Source organism: Candidatus Pelagibacter sp. Uisw_137, assembly GCF_047720245.1.
Classification (GTDB): Bacteria; Pseudomonadota; Alphaproteobacteria; order Pelagibacterales; family Pelagibacteraceae; genus Pelagibacter.
Genome location: NZ_CP159811.1, coordinates 1,366,804 through 1,388,185 on the forward strand (window position 1 = coordinate 1,366,804; position 21,382 = coordinate 1,388,185).

The window sequence follows — 21,382 nt, forward strand, 5'->3', positions numbered from 1 at the left end:
ATGGTATGGAATTTAATAATTGCTAGATGTTAAAGAATAAAATTATAAAATTATTGGTAGGCACAAATAATAATGGAAAATTGAAAGAAATTAAGGATTTATTACCCAAAAACCTTGCAATATACTGTCCATATGACTTTAAAATCAAAAGTCCAACAGAAAATGGTAAAACATTTAAAGAAAACTCCCTAATCAAGGCTAAATTTTTTTCTAAAAAGTCAAAAATGATATGTCTGTCTGATGACTCAGGTTTAGAAATAGATATTCTAGATGGAAACCCTGGAATTTATTCAGCTAGATGGGGAGGTAAAAAGGGTGACTTTAAAAAGGCAATGAATAGAGTTTTTAAAGAACTAGATAAAAAAGACAAAAATTGGAGACAAAAAAAAATTAAGGCCAGATTTGTTTGTGCTTTAACTATTTATGATAGGAACAAACAAATAATAAATTCTATTGGTAAAGTTGAGGGTTGTATTTCACCAATTATAAAAGGTAAAAATGGGTTTGGTTATGATCCTATTTTTATACCACTTGGAAAAAAAATTACATTTGGTGAAATGAGAGCATCACAGAAATATAAAATAGATCATAGATTTAAAGCTTTTAAAAAAATTAAAAAATTTTTTTAAATTGTCCATCCTCAACTTTATAAAAATTTAAAATATGATTAATTTTGTTATTTTTAATTTCAAAAATTCCAACTTTTCCTTTAAATAAGTTTTTTTTCATAAACATTTTTTCATTAATAACAGAGTTGTTTTGAAGGGTTAAATAATAAACGAGTCCAACTAAGTCATAACTTAAAAATGACAATTGATTGGGGTATTGATTGTATTTTTCAAAATATTCATTTGAAAACTCATCATAATTATCTTTATTTATAGAAGGAAAATACAATGGTTGTGAGCTAGTCTCTTTTAACAGAGATTCATCAAACCATTGATTGAGTGTAATAAAATATTTTTCTTTAGGAGATATATCCGTATAAAGTAGTGAGGTTGTTACACTTTTTAAACTTTCATCAAAATCAGAAATTACCACTGAGTCAAAATTTACACTACCAAGAGTATCTTTCTTTTTTAATCTTTCAATTAAACGTTCTTTATTTTTTTGTTCTGATTTCTCCAGTCTATTTATTTCATCTTCAAGGTTCTGTTTTCTAACATCATAGCGTGTAATTTTTTCAATTTGTTGTGTAAGTTTAGTGGGATCAGTATTGTAAATATAATTTTCTAATATTTTTATTTTAGAATTAGAAATAGCTTTTTCAATTTCATTTCTAAAACTTACATCTGGGGTAAGAAAGATTGTTTTTTTTATTTCATTTAAATCTATAAATTTTTTAATTGCATTTAATTGGGAAGTTGCATTAATTCCAGCGTTAATAACATTCTTCGAAAAATTGTCATTTTTATTTGTCAGAGATAAAAAAGTCAGTTCATTTAACTCATCTAGGTAAATTAGACTTTCGTTAAAAACGGGACCAATTATAATTTTTATTTCTGAATTAGCTAACTCTCTGGCTGCTCTTAAAGTGATATTAGGGTCTGATTGCGTATCCTTCGGTATGATTTCAATTGATGCATTGCTTATAGTGTTAATTGCAAGACGTGCAGATTTAATTATAGATTGTCCTATTTCAGCGTTCTTTCCAGTTAAAGGGACAAGGAGGCCAATTTTAATTTTATTATTTGCCAAAAGTGATTCTGGAACAATCGAAAAAGTAAAAACTAAAAATAGTATAATTTTAATAATTTTATTCATTTTAATGTTATTATTATAACTATTATAATTTAATGATTCTACATACTGAAAACATAAATAATAAAATTAAAAGTGGGCTTTATATTGTATCTACTCCTATTGGAAACTTAAGTGATATTACTTTAAGAGCACTAGAGGTATTAAAAAGATCGGATTATATACTATGTGAGGACACACGTATTTCTAAAAATTTATTAGAGCGGTATGAAATTAAATCAAAACTTATTGCAAACCATAAATTTAATGAAAAAAAAAATTTATTAAAAGTTATTGATATTTTAAAATCGGAATCAATTGTTTCTTTGATATCTGATGCTGGGACACCATCGATTTCAGATCCAGGAGCTATATTGGTTAACGAATGTGTTATTAATAAAATAGATATTTTTCCAATTCCAGGCGCGTCAGCAGTTTCTTCTGCTGTCTCCATAAGTGGATTTAGTGAAAAATATTTTTTTTATGGTTTTTTTCCTGAAAAAAATAGCAAATTAAAGGAAGACTTCGAAAGACTTGCAAATTTAGAGAGCTGTATTGTTTTTTTTATTTCTCCACGAAAATTTAATAGATCAATAAAAAATCTAAAACATTACTTTTCAAATAGGAAAATTTTAGTTTGTAGAGAAATGACCAAGTTTTATGAAGAGTATATCAGGGCAGATGTGGATGTGCTTGAACCATTTAAATCTGACCCTAAAGGTGAGTTAACGATAATTATTTCTGAAAAAGTAAAAGAAAAAAACTCATCGATAACGTTAAAAGAATCTGATAAAGATAATATTCAAAAATTAATTAAAAAATTAAGTATAAAAGATATTACTGATTTAATTAGTCAAAACACCAATGTGTCAAAAAAAGAGATTTATAATTATTGTCTAAAATTAAAAAATGAACAATAAAATATTTTTAATAACTTTGATTTTTTTAATCTTAACAGGTTGTGTTGGGATTAGTTCAAAGGGGGTCTTTGGAACAGGAGTTAGTGTTGCGTTTGATCCAAGGTCTTTAGGTACACAAATAGACGACTCTGTAATGCAAAAAAATCTGGCTGCAAGATTAGCCCTAAAAGATAAGAGCTATATATTAACTGTAAGCACAAAAGTTTTAGATGGAAAAATTTTTGTAACAGGAAAGGTAGACGATCCTGAGGAAAAACTTCATATTACTAAACTTGCATGGGAGACAAAAGGTGCTAGGTCAGTCAGAAATGATATTAAGATAAAAGAAGATTTTAACTTCCAGCAATCAGCTAAAGATTTGTTAATTACATCTCAACTTCGTGCAGCCTTAATATTTAACAAAAAAATTAAAGCAACAAATTATCAAATTGATACTTATAAGAAAAAGATATTTATTTATGGGATTTCTTTAACCACAGAAGAAAGAAAAGAAGTAATAGATGAAGCAAAAGAAATACTTGATGTAGAGGATGTTATTGCAAGTATCATCTTGGTTGAAGATTTAAGAATTCAAAAAAATTAATTTTTCTTATAATCAATTACATCAGCAGAGTAGGCAGCAATTGATGCTAAATTTATAATTTCTGAAGTAGATGATCTTAAAGGAGCTATTTCAATGGGTTGACCCAATCCAATTAAAAGAGGACCAATAACTTTTGTGTTACCTAAGCTTTTCATCATTTTATAAGAAATGGCTGCACTGTGTTGGCCTGGCATTATTAATATATTTGCATTTCCCACAATATTTGAGAAAGGGTATAGCTCTTTGTACTCCTCATTTAAGGCAACATCTGGCTGCATGTCGCCATCAAAATCAAAATCTACATTTTTATCTTTTAAAATTTCAACAGCTTTTTTTATATGTTTAGTTCTACTGGTTAGAGGCTGACCAAAAGTAGAGTGAGAAACAAAAGCAACTTTTGGAACAAAACCAAACATCTTAACTACTCTTGCAGATGAAATTGCAATTTCAGCAAGCTCTTCTGAGCTTGGATATTCATTTACACTCGTGTCTCCAACAAAAATAGTTTTTCCTTTTGCAACAACCATGTTTAATCCAAACATGATTTCACCTGGTCTAGCATCTATAACTTGGGTAACCTTATCAAAAGAAGCTCCAAATCTTCTAGTATTTCCAGTGACAGCACCATCAGCATCACCACAAGCAACCATACAAGATGCCCATATAACCCTATCATTTCTAACTAACCTATCACAATCTCTTTCCAAAAGACCTTTCTCTCTTTGCATTTTTTCAAATAAAAAGTTTACATACTTCTCTCTTTTTTTCGTGTCTTCAGAATTAACTATTTCGATATCAAAGTTTTCATTGTAGCCAATTTCTTTTATTCTTTCTTTAATTTTAGTTTTTTTACCAATTAAAATTGGTGTACCTAATTTAGAATTTTTAAATGCAATTGCTGCTTTAAGAGTGTTTTCATCTTCTCCATCAGCAAAAATAATTCTCTTTTGATTTTTTTTGATATAAGAATTAATACCTTGCATAATGGTTACTGAAGGATCAAGTCTTTGTTTAAGTTGATCTTTATAAGCTTCAAAATCTTTTATAGGTTTTTTTGCAACACCACTATCCATGGCAGCTTTTGCAACAGCTGCAGGAATTACACTAATTAGTCTTGGATCAAATGTAGATGGAATTATATAATCTTTTCCATATTTAGGACGATCCCCCCCCATTGCAGCAACAACTTCATCTGGAACATCTTCTCTTGCTAATTTTGCAATTGAGTTTGCAGCAGCAACTTTCATTTCTTCATTAATAGTTGTAGCTCTTACGTCTAATGCTCCTCTAAAAATATAAGGAAAGCCAATTAAATTATTTACTTGATTTGGATAATCAGATCTCCCTGTTGCAATAATGGCATCATCTCTAACTTCCATTATTTCTTCAGGTGTTATTTCAGGATCAGGATTTGCACAGGCAAAAATTATTGGGTTCTTGGCCATAGTTTTTACTAACTCTTTTTTCAAAGCTCCTTTTGCAGACAGTCCTAAAAATACATCAGCTCCATCTACAGCCTCTTCTAAAGTTCTTTTTTTAGTTTCTACTGCATGGGCAGATTTCCACTGGTCCATTCCTTCAGTTCTACCCATATAAATCACTCCTTTACGATCGAGCATGATTACATTTTCACTAGGTACACCACTATTTTTAAATAAATTTGTACATGCGATTGCAGATGCACCAGCGCCATTTACAACAACTTTAATATCTTTTATTGATTTGCCACTAATATCTAGAGCATTAATTAATGCAGCTGTAGTTATTATTGCTGTTCCATGTTGATCGTCATGGAAAACTGGAATATCTAAAATTTCTTTTAATTTTTCTTCAATTATAAAACAATCAGGAGCTGCGATATCTTCTAAATTAATACCACCAAAACTGCATGCAAAGTTTTTAATACTATTAATAATTTCATCAGAATCTTTTGAATCAATTTCTAAGTCGATAGAATCTATGTCAGCAAATCTTTTAAATAAAACTGCTTTTCCCTCCATTACAGGTTTGGATGCTAATGCTCCCAAATTACCCATTCCTAAGATAGCTGAGCCATTACTTATCACTGCAACTAAATTTCCTTTGGATGTGTAATCGTATGCAGTTTCGGGATTATCAGCTATAGCTTGAACCGGAACAGCAACACCTGGAGAATAGGCTAGTGCCAAATCTCTTTTTGTAGTCATTGGCTTAGAAGAATTGATCTCAATTTTTCCAGGTTTATTCTTACTGTGGAAATCTAAAGCTTCCTTATCGGTGTAATGGTCTATTTTAGTTTTTTTCATTTATGTTAATTAGATATACAAATGGAGCGAATTTAAGACTAATATGATTTATGAACTTAATTAAGTCAACAGGCACATTTAGTTTTTTTACCATAATAAGTAGATTATTGGGTTATGTAAGAGATATATTGATAGCCGTGTTTCTTGGTGCAGGCCCATTAGCAGACGCTTTCTTTGTGGCATTTAGGATACCAAATACATTTAGAAGGTTATTTTCAGAAGGAACATTTAATGCAGCGTTTGTGCCCAGTTATTCGTCAGTGTTAGATAATAAAAAAAAGTCACAAAAATTTGCTAATAATATTTTTACTTTATTGATAGTAGGATTGTTTTTTTTAGTCCTTATTATTGAGATAATGATGCCAATATTTGTCTTTTTGATAGCACCAGGTTTTGAAGGTGATTATAAAAAAATGGAATTAGTCATAACTTTGACGAGAATTACCTTCCCCTTTTTAATGTTTATTAGTTTGGCATCTTTTTTTTCTGCTATTTTAAATTCACATAATAAATTTGCTGTAGCTTCAGCTGCACCTATAATTTTGAATATTCTTTTAATTGGAGTATTGCTCTTTGGAAAAATTTTAAATGATGAATTGGTATATTATCTGTCTTATGCGGTAACTATCTCAGGCCTCTTACAGCTTATCTTCTTATATTTTTTTGTAAAAAAACACTTTTCTCCTAAAATTAATTTGTCATTTAAAATTGATAATAAAGTTAAACTTTTTTTTAAAAAATTACTTCCCAGTATTTTTTCTTCAGGTGTTACTCAGATTAATATTTTAGTAGGAACAATCATTGCATCTTTCCAAGCTAGCGCAGTATCTTATCTTTATTATGCAGATAGAATTTATCAAATAAATCTTGCTATTGCAGGAGTTGCAATAGGAACAGTAATACTTCCTCAACTTTCTAAGCATGTTCAGGGTAATAAAAAAGATAAAATAAATCTGATTCAAAATAAAGCTCTAGAGTTAAGTTTATTTTTAAGTATTCCAGCAGCACTAGCATTACTTATTGCTTCTGAAGAAATTATATCTTCTTTATTTGGATATGGTTCTTTCAATGAATTAAGTGTTATAAACTCAGCAAAAGCTTTATGCTATTTTGCGATTGGATTACCAGCATTTTCTCTTATTAAAGTTTTTTCAGCTTTTTTTTTCGCACGACATAATACAAAGGTACCTTTTTATATTTCCTTAACTTCTGTTTTATTAAATGTGTTTATTAGTGTGATTTTTTTCGAGGAAGTTGGGTTTATAATTATACCTATAGCAACCACTATATCGTCTTGGTTTAATGCCATTTCATTGTTTATTTTTTTAAAAGTAAAAGATTTATTTAGCTTTAATTTAGTATTTTTAAATAGGTTTGTTAAAATTTTATTAGCCTCAGTATTGATGGGGATATTCTTTAGATATGTAATTCATTTTTTTAATGATGATTTACTTTATGAGGCAAGCTTTAAAGCTATTTATCTAATTGGCGCAGTTGTATCGGGGCTAATATTTTACCTTTTAATTGCAATTTTAATCAAGGCTTTTAAAAAAAGTGATATTAATTTAAACTACTAGCCATGAGCAAAAAAATTTTTTCAGGAGTCCAACCAACAGGAAACCTTCATCTAGGAAACTACCTTGGTGCAATTAAGAACTTTGTAGAGCTCCAAAACGAAAAAGAAAATGAATGTATTTTTTGTGTTGTGGATCTTCATGCAATAACAGTTAAGCAAAACCCAAAAGAATTAAAAAAAAATATTAGAGAAACTGTAGCTACATTTATTGCATGTGGAATCAATCCGGCACAAAGCATAATTTTTAACCAATCTATGGTTTCAGCACACTCAGAAGCAGCGTGGATTTTAAGTTGTGTTTCAAGAATAGGTTGGCTTAATAGGATGACACAATTTAAAGAAAAAGCAGGAAAAGATAAAGAAAAAGCTAGTATTGGTCTTTATTCGTACCCAGTCTTGATGGCTGCAGATATTTTGCTTTATGACGCAACTCATGTTCCAGTTGGAAACGATCAAAAACAACATCTAGAACTTTGTAGAGATATTGCGCAAAAGTTTAATAATGATTTTGATGCAATAGATTTTTTGAAAGTACCAGAGCCATTAATTCAAAAACAATTTTCTAGAATAATGAGTCTTAAAGATGGAATTAAAAAAATGAGTAAGTCAGATCCATCAGATTTAAGTAGAATTAACCTCACAGATGATAAAGATCAAATAATAAATAAAATAAAAAAAGCCAAAACAGATCCGTTACCTTTGCCAGGAGGAATTGATAATCTAGCAGAAAGACCAGAAGCAGAAAATTTATTAGGGATTTATTCAAGTTTAAAAAATAAAAATTTAGAAAAATCTATAATGGAATTTAATGGAAAAAACTTTTCTGAATTTAAAGAAAAATTATCAGAAGTTCTAATTGAAAGAATTGAGCCAATCTCAAAAGAAATTAAAAAGTTATTAGAGGATCAAAAATTCTTAGATTCAGTTTTATTAGAAGGATCTGATAAAGCGGACAAAATTGCCTCAAAAAAGATGAAAGAAATGAAAGAATTAGTAGGTTTTTAACAAATATATTTATTAATTGGTTTAAATTTAGACATTTACCTTTATATATAAATACATGTTTGTTCAAACCGAAGTAACACCGAACCCCAATTCACTTAAGTTTTTGCCTGGAAAGACAGTTTCCAATAATGGTTCATTTGAAGTAACAAGGAAAGAAGAAACCGACAATGAATTGGTAAGGAATGTTTTGTCAATTAATGGAGTAACAGGCGTATTTTTAGGAAAAGATTTTATATCTATAAATAAAAGTGAAGAAGTAAATTGGGAAGAAATTAAACATATAGCTATTTCGCTGATTAATGATTTTTATTCAACAGGAAAAGAGTTTGTAATTGCCAATGAATTACTTGAAACAAAAAAAGAAGAACACACTGAAATCGAAAAACAAATTATAAGTATTTTAGAATTAAAGATTAGACCAGCAGTTGCAAAAGACGGTGGTGACATTAAATTCAAAGAGTTTAAAGATGGAATTGTTAAAGTAGAACTGCAAGGAAGTTGCTCTGGTTGTCCTAGCTCAACAATGACTTTAAAACAAGGTGTGCAAAATCTTTTGTGCCATTATTTACCTGAAGTGAAAGAAGTGGTTGCAGTATAGTATGAGAAAAAAATATTCAATTTTTGAAATTAAGAAATACCTTAATAAAAAAGGATTTGTTGTTAAAAAAAAAGAAAAACTTCAAAAAGATGAAATAGGAATAAACAGTCTTTCAAGAACTTTTTTATCAAGCTTAATTATTATATCAATTTTTTTTATAACTCCACTAGCTATTAATCTTACAAAAGAAAAAATGATATTTTCTAAAGACTATGAAAATAATTCAAAAAATAACTTAAAAAAGTTACTAAAAAATCAAACATCAAAGTTAGATGAAAAATTAAATAAAAAGTTTTTATATGAAGATATTTTAACATTTGATGAACAGCCATCAGATGCCATATTGTTAAGTGCTGCAACAATTGAAGAACTTTTCAAATCAACAGATTATAATTTAAAAGATGTTAGAAAAAACAAACTAGTAAAACCTATAAGTTTAGATTTATTACCAAAAGAGATTGTAAAAATAGAAAATACCAAAAAAAGAAAAGACCTTTTTATTCAGATAATTTTGCCTTTAGTCATTGATGAAAATAATAATATCAAACTAGATAGAATTAAGCTCTTTAGTATTTTAAATAAAAACAAAAATACAAAAGCAGAAGAAGGGTGGTTAAATGTGAAATTCAAACAATATGGAGTCGTAAATAAAAATTTATCTACATTAAAAGTTAGAATGGATGAAGTGCCCGTTTCAATGGCCATTGCACAGGCTGCAAAGGAAACTGGGTGGGGAACATCAAGATTTGCTCAAGAGGGAAACGCATTATTTGGTCAATGGACGTGGAGTGGAAAAGGAATAAAACCAGCTGATGCAGAAGATGACAGTACTCATAAAGTTATGAGATTTAAGGTTTTACAAGCGTCAGTAAAAGCTTATCAAAGAAATTTGAATACACACTCCTCTTATAAAGACTTTAGAAGCGCAAGAGCCGAATTGAGAGACAAAGAAAAAAAATTAGATAGCATGATTCTTACCGAGTACCTTGATAAATATGCAGAGACAGGAAAAGAATATGTTAAAATTTTACAACAAATTATCAGACAAAATGATTTAACAGATTTTGATGATGCTAAGTTAATGCCATCAAGCAAAGATTTAGAAAGTTTAATTTAATTTTGGTTCACTGAAAATTGAATACCAAACCATCTCCATATTCCATTATCATTAAGTGAACAATTAACCCTACCTCTTCTGAATGTAAATTTTTCTCTAAAGTTTAATTTCAGTATATTTTTATTAAAATTAATATTTGACTTATTCCATCCGTCACCTTCATCAGAAAAACAATTAATATTTTCTATATTTTTTTGATTTTCAAAAAATTCAACAGATAGTGTTGGTGGATTATTATCAGTAATATATTTATCTTCAGGGTTTAAAGATTTGTATTGAAGTGGACTAAGATTAATTAAAAATTTAAATCTTTCTAGGTCACCGTATTTTTCATTAATTGGGAATCTAGGTAATTCATGGGGATCTTTATTAATATCAATAACACCAGAATGTTGACCAAAAGCAAAATCAAAATTTTTGGAAATAAAATCTTTAATAGTTTTGCTATATTCACCAAATGGATATGAAAAAAAAATTGGGTTATAACCTAAGTGCTGATTAAAAATTTTGATTGAAGTATTAATATCAAACAAAAAATTTTCTGTTTCTAGGTCAACTAGGTAATCATGAGAATGTGAATGATTACCAATGTAAGCGTATGGCTCTTTCTCAATTTCTTGTATTTGTTCCCAACTCATATAGCCAGTTTTACCTATAGCTTCAGTTGAAACAAATAAAATAAAAGGGATTTTCTCTTTCTTTAAATATGGCCATGCGATTTTATAAAAAGATAAAAATGCATCATCAATAGTAATAAGTATTTCTTTTTTATTTTTTATAATATTAAATTTTTTTTGTAAATGTTGTGGATTATAAAATTTGTAATTTAAGGTGTTTATTATAGACATTTGTTCTTTGAAAATATCCATTTGTATATTTGTTGAAGGATACTTATTCTCATCAAATCGGTGGTACATTAAAGAAAGAATGCCGCTATCTTCAGAATAATATTTGATATTACTTTCTTCTGCTTTAGAATTGAAGGCAAATAACATTATTATAATGAAAAATTTAATAGTAGATGCCACAAGAGATAAAATTTTTTTAACACTCATAGTTAGTGAAAATATTTATACTTGTAGTCATGAAAATAGTAAAATTAATTTTGAAAAATTAATGATCTTAATTAATGATTTTTTAAAGATAAATTCTTCTTCTTTAGATCAAATTGATGTTATTTATGTTAACAGAGGGCCAGGTAGTTTTGCAGGAATTAGAAATTCGTTAGCGACAATTAAAGCTTTATTTTTAACTAAAAAAATCAATTATTACTGTTTTAGTTTTGAAGATTTTAAGGGATTTGAAGAAGTTAAGTATGCAGATGTCCCTAGTTTATGTGAAAAATTTAAAATTAAAAAGAATTTGATTAATCCTATTTATTTAAGTTAAAATTAAAAATGTCAGAAAATATTGAACAAAAATGTCTAGCTAAAGGAGTTAAACTTACAGATCAAAGAAAAATTATTGCAAAAGTAATGTCAGAGTCGAACGATCATCCAGATGTAGATGAACTTTATAATAGAGTTTCAAAGATTGATCCAAAAATAAGTATTGCCACAGTATATAGAACGGTAAAACTTTTTGAAGAATCTGGAATTTTAGCAAAACATGATTTTAAAGGGGGTAAGGCTAGATACGAAGAATTAAACGAGGGACATCATGATCATTTAATTGATGTTAAATCAGGTGAAATTATTGAATTTGTTGATGAAGAGATAGAAAAGCTGCAAGAGAAAATTGCAGATAAGTATGGATATAGATTAGTTGATCATAAATTAGAATTATACGGGGTTAAAAAAAAATCTTAGTATAATGTTGAAAAAAATTTTTATCAAAACTTTTGGCTGTCAAATGAATGAATACGACTCAAATCGTATATTTGATACAGTTAAAAAAATTGGTTTTGAAAGAACTGAAAAATACGTGGATGCAAACTGCTATCTTTTAAATACCTGTCATATTCGTGATAAGGCAAAAGAAAAAGTTTACCACGAAATAGGAAGAGTTAAAAAAATTTTTAGAGAAAAAAAAAAACCAATTGTAATTGTTGCTGGGTGTGTTGCCCAAGCTGAAAATCAAGAAATGTTAAAAAGAGAACCCTATATTGACATTGTAATTGGCCCACAATCCTATCATAAAATAAATGAGGCAATATTAAATCATTCAAAAAATAAAAAAAAAGAGGAAGAAACAGAATTTGATACAATTTCTAAATTTAATTATCTAAGTCAGATTAAAAATAAAGACAGTAAAGTTTCTTCATTTTTAACAATCCAAGAGGGTTGTGATAAATTCTGTCATTTTTGTGTAGTGCCTTATACACGTGGACCCGAATATTCTAGACCTTTTGATCAAATCATAAATGAAACAAAAGAATTAATTCAAAGTGGTGCAAAAGAAATTATCTTGCTAGGTCAAAATGTAAACGCATACAGTTATAATGAGGAAGGTAAAGAGTATAGGCTATCAGATTTGTTAATCAAACTTGATAGCTTTGATAAACTTGAAAGAATTCGATACACAACATCTCATCCTAAGGATATGACAGATGATTTGATTAATGTTTATAAGACATCATCTAAACTGATGCCCCTCGTACATTTACCAGTACAAAGTGGATCAAATAAAATTTTAAATCTAATGAATAGAAAGCACACTATTGAAGAATACGTGGTGATTTATGAAAAACTTAAGAAAATTAACCCAAAAATTGAGTTTTCCAGCGATTTTATTATTGGATACCCAGAAGAAGATAAACAAGATTTTAAAATGACAATGGAATTGATTGAAAAAATAAAGTTTATTAATTCATATTCATTTATTTTTAGTCCAAGACCAGGAACTGTTGCAGCAGATTTAAAACTAGTTGATCACAAAGAATCCAAACAAAGATTAGAGATAATTCAGGAGAAATTATTTAATAACCAAATAAAAAAAAATAAATCTCTTGAAAATAAAATTTTAAATGTTCTAGTAGAAAATAAAATGAAAGATGGGATTAAGTTATTTGGCAGAACAGAATTTATGACATCAGTAATTTTTGACGGCAATATAGAGAACATTGGAAAAATTGTTCAAGTTGAAATAATAAGCAGTAATCAAAATAGTCTTTTTGGAAAATTAACTGAAAGCTCTAAAAAAAAGGTAGCTTAAAATTGAATAATACAGTTTCAAAAAAAATTAATTCAACATTAAAATTTGTATACTCTGATAATAATTCTTTAAGTGTTATTTTTCATGATAATGATTTATTAATGGGGGTTGTTGGTGAGTTTAATGAAAATTTAAAAGAGCTCGAAAAAATTACTAATACAAATCTTTATTCAAGAGGAAATTCTATTTTAATAAAATCAACCCCAGAACAAAACGAAATAACAAAAAATGCTATTCAATTCCTTGCAAATCAATTTATTAACAATGGTAGTATTGAGAAAAAAGATATAATCTCATCTATAGACAAATTTATGATTGAAGAAAAAGTAAAAAATCAAAATGTTTCTGACATAATTAAAACACCAAAAAAATCTGTTATTCCTAGATCTGAGAGGCAAAAAGAATATGTTAGAGCTTTAAGACAAAGTGATATTGTTATATCTGCAGGCCCTGCGGGAACTGGTAAAACCTTTTTAGCAGTAGCAGTTGGATTAACTATGCTGCTTGATAAAAAGATTGAAAGAATTATTCTATCAAGACCTGCAGTAGAAGCTGGTGAAAGACTTGGTTTTTTACCAGGAGACATGAAAGAGAAAGTAGACCCTTATTTAAGACCTCTATATGATTCTCTTTATGATTTATTTGATTTTGAAAAAATACAGAGAATGATTGAAATTGGTGATATTGAAATAGCACCACTTGCATTTATGAGAGGAAGAACTTTAAAGAACTCTTTTGCAATTTTAGACGAAGCTCAAAATGCGACAGATACTCAAATTAAAATGTTTTTAACGCGTATTGGGGAGAATTCAAAAATAGTCATAAATGGTGATCCTTCTCAAATAGACTTACCAAATAAGAATACGTCTGGTTTAAGTAGATCTAAAAAATTACTTGGACACTTAAAAGAAATTTCAGTTGTAGATTTTGATCATTCAGATGTGGTGAGACATCCCTTGGTATCTAAGATCGTAAAAGCTTATACCGATCAAGAAAATGATTAAAATTGATGTGGTTTCCGAGTGCTCTCTCTGGAGTAAAAAAATCAAGAAAAATAAAGCTTTTTTTAATTCCATTATAAAATTTTTTCCAAAAAAATATAAATTTATAGGTAAAAAAATAAATTTAACAATTTTACTTTCAAATAATAAGAATATTAAAAAGCTAAATAAAGATTTTAGAAATAAAAATAAACCTACAGATGTATTGTCATTTCCATTCGAGAAAAAATTTATCCCAAAAAAATCAAATTATCTTGGTGATATAGTAATTAGCTATGAGTTTATGAATAAACCAAAAAATATAAGCATTTTAGAGTTTAAACAAAAAGTTGTTCAAATTTTTATTCATGGATTTCTTCATTTATTGGGACACGACCATATAAAACTAAAAGACTTTAAAAAAATGAGTAAAGAAGAAGATAAAATTTATAAATTTATTAAAACAAAAGTTGCTTAACTTGCTTAAAAAAAAATTTTTAAACATATTATATATATTTTTTTTAGGTGCTATTAGCTCATACAGCCTGCCACCTTATAATTATTTTATAATTAATTTTTTCACTTTTTCACTATTCTTTATTTTTCTTTTTACAGAAAAAAAAACTAACCCAAATAATAAATCTTTCTTTAAATACGGATGGTTTTTTGGTTTTGGTTATTTTTTATTTAGCTTATATTGGATTGCAATTTCATTAACTTTTGATGAAAGTTTTAAATTTTTAATACCAATAGCTATAGTTTTATTTCCTGCTTTTTTGGCAATATTTTATGGATTAATAACTTATTTGTTTTCTGTTTTTTATTCTAAAAATGTTGTGAGTACATTTTTTATTTTTTCGATTTTATATGGATCTATTGAATTTATTAGAGGGTCCATTCTTACTGGTTTTTCATGGAATTTAATTGCTTTTAGTTTTTCAGAAAGTATTTATTTTATTCAAATTCTTTCAGTAATCGGAACTTATTCTTTTAATTTAATCTGCATATCTTTATTTACTGTGCCAGCTATATTTATCTTAAGAAAAACCAGAAAAGAAATTATTGTCTGTTTTTTCTTTATAATAATTTCTGTAGGTTTTTTATTTTTTGGGAATTTAAAATATAATCAATTTAATACTACGACCGATATTAAAAATAATTTTACAATAAGAGCTGTATCACCCAATATTAGTTTAGAGCGATTTTATTCGAAGCAGGATGAGTTAAAGATTATTCAAGAACTAATTTCCTTGAGCAGCCCAGAAAAAAAACAACCAACAATTTTTTTATGGCCCGAAGGAATTATTCCAGATAGTTATTTAAGAGATATGTATATATATAAAGAATTGTTTTCAAATAATTTTGGGAATGATGATTTAATTATCATGGGTCTAAATAGCGTAAAGACTAAAAATAGTGAAAATTTATTTTTTAATTCAATGGCAGTTTTTAACAATAAATTGGATTTAATTCATAGTTACAATAAGATTAATTTAGTACCATTTGGTGAGTTTATCCCATTTGAAACAGTTCTTAGTTTAATAGGACTTAAAACAGTAACCAATGATTATCAATCTTTTTCAAAAGGTGAGAATCAAAAAGCACTTTCAATAAAAAATGACAAGATAGAACTAAAATTACTTCCCTTAATTTGTTATGAAATTATTTATTCAAATAGATTATTTAAAGACAAAAACTTTGATTATATAATTAATATTTCAGAAGATGGGTGGTTTGGAAATTCTATTGGTCCAAAACAACATTTTGCACACAGTATTTTTAGATCAATTGAAAGTGGAAAGTATATAATTAGATCAGCAAACAATGGAATATCTGCCATTATTAATCCAATTGGTATTATAGAAAAAAAAATTGAATTTGGCACTATTGGCTATGTTGATTTTAAAGAGAGCAAAGTCATTAAATCCACGTTCTATATGAATTATGGGGATAAGATATTTTTTATACTTATTTTATTATATATTTTTTTGCTTTTTTCATTTAAGAAAATTGCACATGAGTAATTTAAAAAAATTTTTATTTACAAGCGAGTCTGTTTCTGAAGGGCATCCAGACAAAGTGTCGGACCGCATTTCCGACATGGTTGTGGATAGCTATCTTTCAAATGATCCCTTTTCAAGAGTAGCATGTGAAACTTTAACCACTACAAATAAAGTTATTTTAGCTGGAGAAGTAAGAGGACCTAGCATTAAAGAAGAAGATCTTATTCAAAAAGTAAGAGAGTGTATCAAAGATATTGGGTATGACCAAGATGGTTTTACTTGGAGAGAAGCTACAAAAATAGAAAGCCACCTTCACGCACAATCTGCCGATATAGCAATGGGTGTAGACTCATCAGGCAATAAAGATGAAGGAGCTGGTGACCAAGGAATAATGTTTGGTTATGCTTGTAACGAGACTGAAGAATTAATGCCTGCACCAATTTATTATTCTCATAAAATTTTGAGATTAATGGCAGAAGATAGAAAATCTGGAAAATTAAAAAATATTGAACCAGATTCAAAAAGTCAAGTTACGTTTGAGTATGTTGATGGAAAACCAACCAAAGTAAAATCAGTTGTTATATCTTCACAGCACTCAGCAGATGTAGATCAGGCTAAAGTTAGAGAATTATTAAAACCTTATCTATTAAAATCAATTCCAGAAAAATTTTTAAAAGATTTTAATGAAAATGAATTATATATAAATCCAACTGGAAATTTTGTAATTGGTGGACCGGATGGGGATTGTGGCTTAACAGGTAGAAAAATTATTGTAGATACTTATGGTGGAGCAGCACCTCATGGTGGAGGAGCTTTTTCTGGTAAAGATCCAACTAAAGTGGATCGATCAGCCGCTTACGCATCAAGATATATTGCTAAAAATATTGTTGCATCGAACATTGCTGAAAAATGTTTAATTCAACTAGCATATGCAATCGGAGTTTCAAAACCTTTATCAATTTATGTAGATTTGTTTGATAATGATTTGGAAAAAAATAAATTTGTAACAGAAAAAATTTCAGAAAATTTTGATTTAAGCCCAAGAGGTATAAGAGAAATGCTAGGCTTAAATAAACCTATTTATGAAAAAACAGCAGCTTACGGTCACTTCGGAAGAGTGCCTGAAGCTAATGGTTCATTTTCATGGGAAAAAATAGATAAAAAAGACGTTTTTTCTAGATAGTTGCTATTGAATTAAAAAAAAATCTTTATATATTGCTCTTACATTATTGAAATTACAGAATGGGCTTTAGCCCATTTTTTTTTGGAGCTAATAAACTTATGTTAAATAGAAGATCAGATAAATTAGAATTATTAAGAATTGCTGAAGCAGTTGCTTTAGAAAAGTCTATAGATAAAGAATTAATTATTGATTCCATGGAAACTGGAATTGCAAAAGCTGCTAAGTCGAAGTTTGGGCAGGATAATGAAATTAAAGTTTTAATAGACAGAGAAAGTGGTGATATCGGAATTTTCAGAAAATTAATTGTTGTAGAAAAACCAGAAAATACAAATATAGAAATTAATCTTCAAGATGCAATTATTTTAAATGAAGTAAACAAAGATAAAAAAATTGGTGATGAAATTTTACAACCGCTTCCCTCTTTTGATTTCGGAAGAATAGCTGCGCAAACAGCAAAACAAGTTATTAGTTTTAATGTAAGAGAAGCAGAGCGTGAAAGACAATACAATGATTTCATAGATAAAAAAGATTCAATTTTAAGTGGAATTGTTAAACGTCTAGAGTTTGGAAATGTGATAGTTGATTTAGGTAGAACTGAAGCAATTATTCAAAAAAATGAAATGATCCCAAGAGAAAACATTAAAGCAGGAGATAGAGTTAAAGCTTATTGTTATGATGTAAGAAGAGAAACTCGAGGACAACAAATATTTTTATCTAGAGCTCATCCAAAATTTATGGAAAAACTTTTTGTTCAAGAAGTTCCAGAGATTTATGATGGTTTAATTGAAATTAAATCTTCAGCAAGAGATCCTGGAAGTAGAGCAAAAATTTGTGTTAAAGCTGTTGATACTTCATTAGATCCAGTAGGAGCTTGTGTTGGAATGAGAGGATCAAGAGTTCAAGCAGTAGTTAACGAATTACAAGGTGAAAAAATTGATATTGTTAATTGGTCTGAAGATCCAGCAATAGTAGTCTCAAATGCATTGTCACCTGCTGAAGTTCAAAGAGTAAACGTTGATAGTGTTGCAAAAAAATTAGATGTAATTTTAACTGAAGAAAATTTAAGTAAAGCAATTGGTCGTAGAGGTCAAAACGTCAGACTTGCTACTAAATTGTTAAATTACGAAATTAATATAATGACCGATGCAGAAGATTCAGAAAGAAGACAATCTGAGTTTAAAGAAAAAACTGAAAACTTTGTTAAAAATTTAGAGTTGGACGAAACATTAGGACAATTACTTGTTGCTGAAGGTTTTTCTTCTATCTCTGACATTAAAGATAGCTCACCAGAAAATTTAATGAAAATTGAAGGCATAGAGGAAGACACTGCTAAGGCTTTAATTGAAAGAGCAAAAGAGTTTTATCAAAAAGATCAAGAAGACATCACTCAAAGAATTAAAGATTTGGGACTTCGAGATGATCTTATAAATCACAAAGGACTAACGCCAGGAATGTTAGTTACTTTAGGAGAGCAAAAGATTTTAAAATTAGAAGATTTTGCAGACCTTGCCTCTGATGAATTAACAGGCGGTTATGATGTTGTAAAAGGTGAAAGAATTAAGGTTCAAGGATACCTTGAAGATTTTGCTTTATCAAAAACAGAAGCGGATGAATTAATTATGTCTGCAAGAAACATAATTTACAAAGATTGAGTAATGAAATATGGAAAACAAAAAAACAAAATTAACACTTTCGGGCATAGCAAAGAAATCGATAGAGAATATAGAGTTAGCAAAAACTCAAAGTAAAAATTCTGTTGTAATTGAAAAAAAACCTAGCAAATTTGCACCTAGAGGTAACTTTACTAGACCTGCTAGCGTTAGGTCAAAACCAGTAGCAACAGCTGCAAGTAGCTTCCCCTCTAGAACTACATCAGCTCCTAAACCATCTTCTCCAATAACTAATGATTATGAAAAACGTAAGTTAGCCGAGCAAAGAGCAACCAGAAGACTCAAAGGCGACACAGGTAAACCTGATACTAAAAAAAGAGAATTAAAATTAACTGTTTCAAGAGCGTTAAGCGACGAGATCGAAGCAAGAACAAGAAGTATGGCTTCGCTTAAAAGAGCAAAGTTAAAAGAAAATAGAGAGCTAACTAAAGAAGAAATTCAAGAAAGCTTAAAGCCTGTAAAAAGAGATGTAAATATTCCTGAAGCAATAACAGTGAGAGAACTGTCTAACAGAATGGCTGAGCAATCAAGCAATGTAATCAAACATTTATTTGGAATGGGAGTTACGGTTACTATCAATCAAACATTAGCTGCAGATACTGCTGAATATTTGGTAAAAGAATTTGGTCACAATCCGATCAGAGAAGCGAAAGCAGAAGAGATTATTAAGAAAATAAAAGAGTCTAGATCTGAAAATTTAAAGAATAGACCGCCGATCGTAACTGTGATGGGTCATGTGGATCATGGTAAGACTTCGGTATTAGATGTTTTAAGAAGTGCAAATGTTGTCTCTGGTGAATTTGGTGGAATAACTCAACATATTGGCGCTTATCAAATACAACACGAATCTAATAAACTGACTTTCATTGATACACCGGGTCATGCTGCATTTACAGAGATGAGAGCTAGGGGATCAAAATTAACAGATGTTGTAGTATTAGTAGTTGCTGCAGATGATGGAGTTAAGCCTCAAACAATCGAATCTATAAAACACGCTAAAGCTGCGAACGTTCCAATAGTTGTAGCAATTAACAAATGTGATTTACCAGAAGCAGACCCACAAAAAATAAAGAACCAGCTTTTAGAATATGAACTTATTGCGGAAGATTTATCGGGAGATACTTTAATGGTTGAAATTTCTGCAAAAAATAAAAAGAATTTAGATAAGTTAGTAGAGTCGATTGTTCTCCAAGCGGAAATCTTGGATTTAAAAACTGATTTTGAATCTAAAGCAACTGGAATTGTTTTAGAATCTAAAATTGATATTGGTAGAGGAGCGGTTGCAACAGTTGTGGTTACATCTGGAACAATTAAGAAAGGTGATTTCTTTGTTAGTGGATTAAAATGGGGAAAAGTAAGAGCTTTGATTAACGATAAAGGAGAAAGTGTTAATGAAGCACCACCATCAATGCCAGTTGAAATTCTTGGAATTAATGGAGCGGCTAAATCAGGAGATGATTTTATTGTCTTAGATTCAGAAAAAGAAGCCAAAACATTAAGTGAGACTAGAGCAGATGAAACCAAAACTGGCGGAAGCCCTCTAACTTTTGCAACTCAAGATTCAGCTTTTGCTGATAAGTCAGCTGCAGAATTAAATATTATTGTAAAATCAGACGTTCATGGATCTGCGGAAGCAATTAAAAGTGCGATTAATCAAATTACTCACGATGAAGTGAAACCTAAAATAATTTTATCTGATATTGGAATGATAACAGAGACTGATGTAACTTTAGCAAAAGCTTCTAACGCTACATTAATTGCATTTAATGTTAAGCCAAGTAAGGAAGCAAAAAAATTAGCAGAGAATGAAAAAATTATAATATCTTCTTACAATATTATTTATGAAGTTTTAGATTATATCAAATTAAGAATGTCAGGACTTCTTGCTCCAGATGTTCAAGAAAAAATTATTGGTACAGCTCAAATTCTGGAAATTTTCAAAGTTTCAGGTACAGGAAAAGTTGCGGGTTCAAAAGTAACTGAGGGTGAAATAGCTAGTGGAGCAAGTGCTAGAGTAGTAAGAGATGGGGCAATTATTTATACTGGTAAAATAAGTACTATTTTTAGAGAAAAAGATCAGGCAAAACAGGTCAGTAACGGTCAAGAATGTGGAATAACACTTAAAGACTTTATCGATTTTCAGAAAAACGATACAATAGAGGCGTATAGTACGACTACGACGGAAAGAACAGTATAATGGTTGATAAAACAGGAAAACCCATATCACAAAGACAATTACGTGTTGGAGAGATGATTAGGCAATCTTTAGGTATGATTTTTGCTAGAAATGAAGCTAAGGTGCCAAATTTAGAAACTAACACAGTTACGGTTACAGAAGTGAAAATGAGTCAAGATCTTAAAATTGCAAAAGCGTATGTATTGCCTCTAGGGGGAAAAGATACAGAAAAAGTTATTAAAAAATTAAGAGAATACTCTTTTTTGATTAGAAAAGTTTTATCTAAAAAAGTATTTATGAAATACGTACCAAAGATACTTTTTGCTAAAGACGATTCTTTTGAGTACGCGGAAAAAATAGAAAACTTAATAAAACAAACAAACAAATAGGAAA

Annotated in this window: 20 protein-coding genes; 17 read left to right on the top strand and 3 right to left on the bottom strand. The window is 28.9% G+C overall.

The window, feature by feature from the left end:
- Positions 1-26: 26 nt before the first annotated feature.
- Positions 27-629 carry an RdgB/HAM1 family non-canonical purine NTP pyrophosphatase gene (gene rdgB / locus ABXT61_RS07325; RefSeq protein ID WP_415315265.1) on the top strand — a complete coding sequence of 201 codons (603 nt, stop codon included), beginning with the start codon at positions 27-29 and terminating at the stop codon, positions 627-629.
- Here the strand turns inward: rdgB and ABXT61_RS07330 are convergent.
- Positions 613-1,764 carry an ABC transporter substrate-binding protein gene (locus ABXT61_RS07330; RefSeq protein WP_415315266.1) on the bottom strand — a complete coding sequence of 384 codons (1,152 nt, stop codon included), beginning with the start codon at positions 1,762-1,764 and terminating at the stop codon, positions 613-615. The genes rdgB and ABXT61_RS07330 overlap by 17 nt on opposite strands.
- 32 nt (positions 1,765-1,796) lie before the next feature.
- Between ABXT61_RS07330 and rsmI the strand changes: the two genes are divergently transcribed.
- Together rsmI and ABXT61_RS07340 are read left to right on the top strand one after the other, a co-directional pair.
- Positions 1,797-2,660 carry a 16S rRNA (cytidine(1402)-2'-O)-methyltransferase gene (gene rsmI, locus ABXT61_RS07335; RefSeq protein WP_415315267.1) on the top strand — a complete coding sequence of 288 codons (864 nt, stop codon included), beginning with the start codon at positions 1,797-1,799 and terminating at the stop codon, positions 2,658-2,660.
- Positions 2,650-3,243: a BON domain-containing protein gene (locus tag ABXT61_RS07340; protein ID WP_415315268.1), complete on the top strand. Its 594-nt coding sequence runs from the start codon at positions 2,650-2,652 to the stop codon at positions 3,241-3,243. Before rsmI ends, ABXT61_RS07340 begins: the two co-directional genes overlap by 11 nt.
- Here the strand turns inward: ABXT61_RS07340 and ABXT61_RS07345 are convergent.
- A complete protein-coding gene (locus ABXT61_RS07345) occupies positions 3,240-5,528 on the bottom strand; it encodes an NADP-dependent malic enzyme (RefSeq protein ID WP_415315269.1) in 2,289 nt (762 codons plus the stop codon). The two genes, ABXT61_RS07340 and ABXT61_RS07345, sit on opposite strands and share 4 nt — an antisense overlap.
- Positions 5,529-5,578: 50 nt before the next feature.
- Here ABXT61_RS07345 and murJ point away from each other — a divergent pair, with 50 nt between their 5' ends.
- Genes murJ through ABXT61_RS07365 form a run of 4 tightly spaced genes read left to right on the top strand, consistent with a single transcriptional unit; the run spans position 5,579 to position 9,824 of the window.
- Entirely contained in the window at positions 5,579-7,105 is a 1,527-nt protein-coding gene (gene murJ, locus ABXT61_RS07350; protein ID WP_415315270.1) for a murein biosynthesis integral membrane protein MurJ, read from the top strand.
- Between the two features lie 2 nt (positions 7,106-7,107).
- On the top strand, positions 7,108-8,109 hold the full coding sequence (gene trpS, locus ABXT61_RS07355; protein WP_415315271.1) for a tryptophan--tRNA ligase: 1,002 nt from the start codon (positions 7,108-7,110) through the stop codon (positions 8,107-8,109).
- A gap of 55 nt (positions 8,110-8,164) precedes the next feature.
- Positions 8,165-8,707 (top strand): NifU family protein, encoded by a 543-nt coding sequence (locus ABXT61_RS07360; protein WP_415315272.1) that lies wholly within the window; start codon positions 8,165-8,167, stop codon positions 8,705-8,707.
- 1 nt (position 8,708) lies between these two features.
- Positions 8,709-9,824, top strand: coding sequence for a glucosaminidase domain-containing protein (locus ABXT61_RS07365; protein ID WP_415315273.1), 1,116 nt, complete (start codon positions 8,709-8,711; stop codon positions 9,822-9,824).
- On the opposite strand, the gene ABXT61_RS07370 is transcribed toward ABXT61_RS07365, so the two are convergent.
- On the bottom strand, positions 9,821-10,819 hold the full coding sequence (locus tag ABXT61_RS07370; RefSeq protein WP_415315274.1) for a polysaccharide deacetylase family protein: 999 nt from the start codon (positions 10,817-10,819) through the stop codon (positions 9,821-9,823). The two genes, ABXT61_RS07365 and ABXT61_RS07370, sit on opposite strands and share 4 nt — an antisense overlap.
- Positions 10,820-10,826: 7 nt before the next feature.
- On the opposite strand from ABXT61_RS07370, the gene ABXT61_RS07375 reads away from it, so the two are divergent.
- From ABXT61_RS07375 to rbfA, 10 genes are all read left to right on the top strand, one after another.
- Positions 10,827-11,213: a peptidase M22 gene (locus ABXT61_RS07375; RefSeq protein ID WP_415315275.1), complete on the top strand. Its 387-nt coding sequence runs from the start codon at positions 10,827-10,829 to the stop codon at positions 11,211-11,213.
- An 8-nt stretch (positions 11,214-11,221) separates the two neighbouring features.
- On the top strand, positions 11,222-11,632 hold the full coding sequence (locus ABXT61_RS07380) for a Fur family transcriptional regulator (RefSeq protein ID WP_006997525.1): 411 nt from the start codon (positions 11,222-11,224) through the stop codon (positions 11,630-11,632).
- Between the two features lie 4 nt (positions 11,633-11,636).
- On the top strand, positions 11,637-12,977 hold the full coding sequence (gene miaB, locus ABXT61_RS07385) for a tRNA (N6-isopentenyl adenosine(37)-C2)-methylthiotransferase MiaB (RefSeq protein ID WP_415315276.1): 1,341 nt from the start codon (positions 11,637-11,639) through the stop codon (positions 12,975-12,977).
- A gap of 2 nt (positions 12,978-12,979) precedes the next feature.
- Positions 12,980-13,981, top strand: coding sequence for a PhoH family protein (locus ABXT61_RS07390; RefSeq protein WP_415315277.1), 1,002 nt, complete (start codon positions 12,980-12,982; stop codon positions 13,979-13,981).
- The gene (gene ybeY / locus ABXT61_RS07395) at positions 13,974-14,435 is read left to right on the top strand and encodes an rRNA maturation RNase YbeY (RefSeq protein ID WP_415315278.1); all 462 of its coding nucleotides are present in this window, start codon (positions 13,974-13,976) and stop codon (positions 14,433-14,435) included. Before ABXT61_RS07390 ends, ybeY begins: the two co-directional genes overlap by 8 nt.
- A 1-nt stretch (position 14,436) precedes the next feature.
- Positions 14,437-15,981: an apolipoprotein N-acyltransferase gene (lnt, locus tag ABXT61_RS07400; RefSeq protein ID WP_415315279.1), complete on the top strand. Its 1,545-nt coding sequence runs from the start codon at positions 14,437-14,439 to the stop codon at positions 15,979-15,981.
- On the top strand, positions 15,974-17,143 hold the full coding sequence (gene metK, locus ABXT61_RS07405) for a methionine adenosyltransferase (RefSeq protein ID WP_415315280.1): 1,170 nt from the start codon (positions 15,974-15,976) through the stop codon (positions 17,141-17,143). The genes lnt and metK overlap by 8 nt, the downstream gene beginning before the upstream one ends.
- A gap of 98 nt (positions 17,144-17,241) precedes the next feature.
- Entirely contained in the window at positions 17,242-18,795 is a 1,554-nt protein-coding gene (gene nusA, locus ABXT61_RS07410) for a transcription termination factor NusA (RefSeq protein ID WP_415315281.1), read from the top strand.
- A 10-nt stretch (positions 18,796-18,805) separates the two neighbouring features.
- The gene (gene infB, locus ABXT61_RS07415; protein WP_415315282.1) at positions 18,806-21,010 is read left to right on the top strand and encodes a translation initiation factor IF-2; all 2,205 of its coding nucleotides are present in this window, start codon (positions 18,806-18,808) and stop codon (positions 21,008-21,010) included.
- Positions 21,010-21,378 (top strand): 30S ribosome-binding factor RbfA, encoded by a 369-nt coding sequence (gene rbfA, locus ABXT61_RS07420; RefSeq protein ID WP_415315283.1) that lies wholly within the window; start codon positions 21,010-21,012, stop codon positions 21,376-21,378. Before infB ends, rbfA begins: the two co-directional genes overlap by 1 nt.
- The last annotated feature ends 4 nt before the right edge of the window (positions 21,379-21,382 follow it).

Excerpts from the sequence above, each read along its gene's own strand:
- ybeY (WP_415315278.1), top strand. The coding sequence starts at position 13,974 with ATGATTAAAATTGATGTGGTTTCCGAGTGCTCTCTCTGGAGTAAAAAA.
- ABXT61_RS07330 (WP_415315266.1), bottom strand. The coding sequence starts at position 1,764 with ATGAATAAAATTATTAAAATTATACTATTTTTAGTTTTTACTTTTTCG.
- trpS (WP_415315271.1), top strand. The coding sequence starts at position 7,108 with ATGAGCAAAAAAATTTTTTCAGGAGTCCAACCAACAGGAAACCTTCAT.
- rdgB (WP_415315265.1), top strand. The coding sequence starts at position 27 with ATGTTAAAGAATAAAATTATAAAATTATTGGTAGGCACAAATAATAAT.
- miaB (WP_415315276.1), top strand. The coding sequence starts at position 11,637 with ATGTTGAAAAAAATTTTTATCAAAACTTTTGGCTGTCAAATGAATGAA.
- rsmI (WP_415315267.1), top strand. The coding sequence starts at position 1,797 with ATGATTCTACATACTGAAAACATAAATAATAAAATTAAAAGTGGGCTT.
- rbfA (WP_415315283.1), top strand. The coding sequence starts at position 21,010 with ATGGTTGATAAAACAGGAAAACCCATATCACAAAGACAATTACGTGTT.
- metK (WP_415315280.1), top strand. The coding sequence starts at position 15,974 with ATGAGTAATTTAAAAAAATTTTTATTTACAAGCGAGTCTGTTTCTGAA.
- infB (WP_415315282.1), top strand. The coding sequence starts at position 18,806 with ATGGAAAACAAAAAAACAAAATTAACACTTTCGGGCATAGCAAAGAAA.
- murJ (WP_415315270.1), top strand. The coding sequence starts at position 5,579 with ATGAACTTAATTAAGTCAACAGGCACATTTAGTTTTTTTACCATAATA.
- ABXT61_RS07375 (WP_415315275.1), top strand. The coding sequence starts at position 10,827 with ATGAAAAATTTAATAGTAGATGCCACAAGAGATAAAATTTTTTTAACA.
- ABXT61_RS07380 (WP_006997525.1), top strand. The coding sequence starts at position 11,222 with ATGTCAGAAAATATTGAACAAAAATGTCTAGCTAAAGGAGTTAAACTT.
- ABXT61_RS07360 (WP_415315272.1), top strand. The coding sequence starts at position 8,165 with ATGTTTGTTCAAACCGAAGTAACACCGAACCCCAATTCACTTAAGTTT.
- nusA (WP_415315281.1), top strand. The coding sequence starts at position 17,242 with ATGTTAAATAGAAGATCAGATAAATTAGAATTATTAAGAATTGCTGAA.
- ABXT61_RS07345 (WP_415315269.1), bottom strand. The coding sequence starts at position 5,528 with ATGAAAAAAACTAAAATAGACCATTACACCGATAAGGAAGCTTTAGAT.
- ABXT61_RS07365 (WP_415315273.1), top strand. The coding sequence starts at position 8,709 with ATGAGAAAAAAATATTCAATTTTTGAAATTAAGAAATACCTTAATAAA.
- ABXT61_RS07340 (WP_415315268.1), top strand. The coding sequence starts at position 2,650 with ATGAACAATAAAATATTTTTAATAACTTTGATTTTTTTAATCTTAACA.
- ABXT61_RS07370 (WP_415315274.1), bottom strand. The coding sequence starts at position 10,819 with ATGTTATTTGCCTTCAATTCTAAAGCAGAAGAAAGTAATATCAAATAT.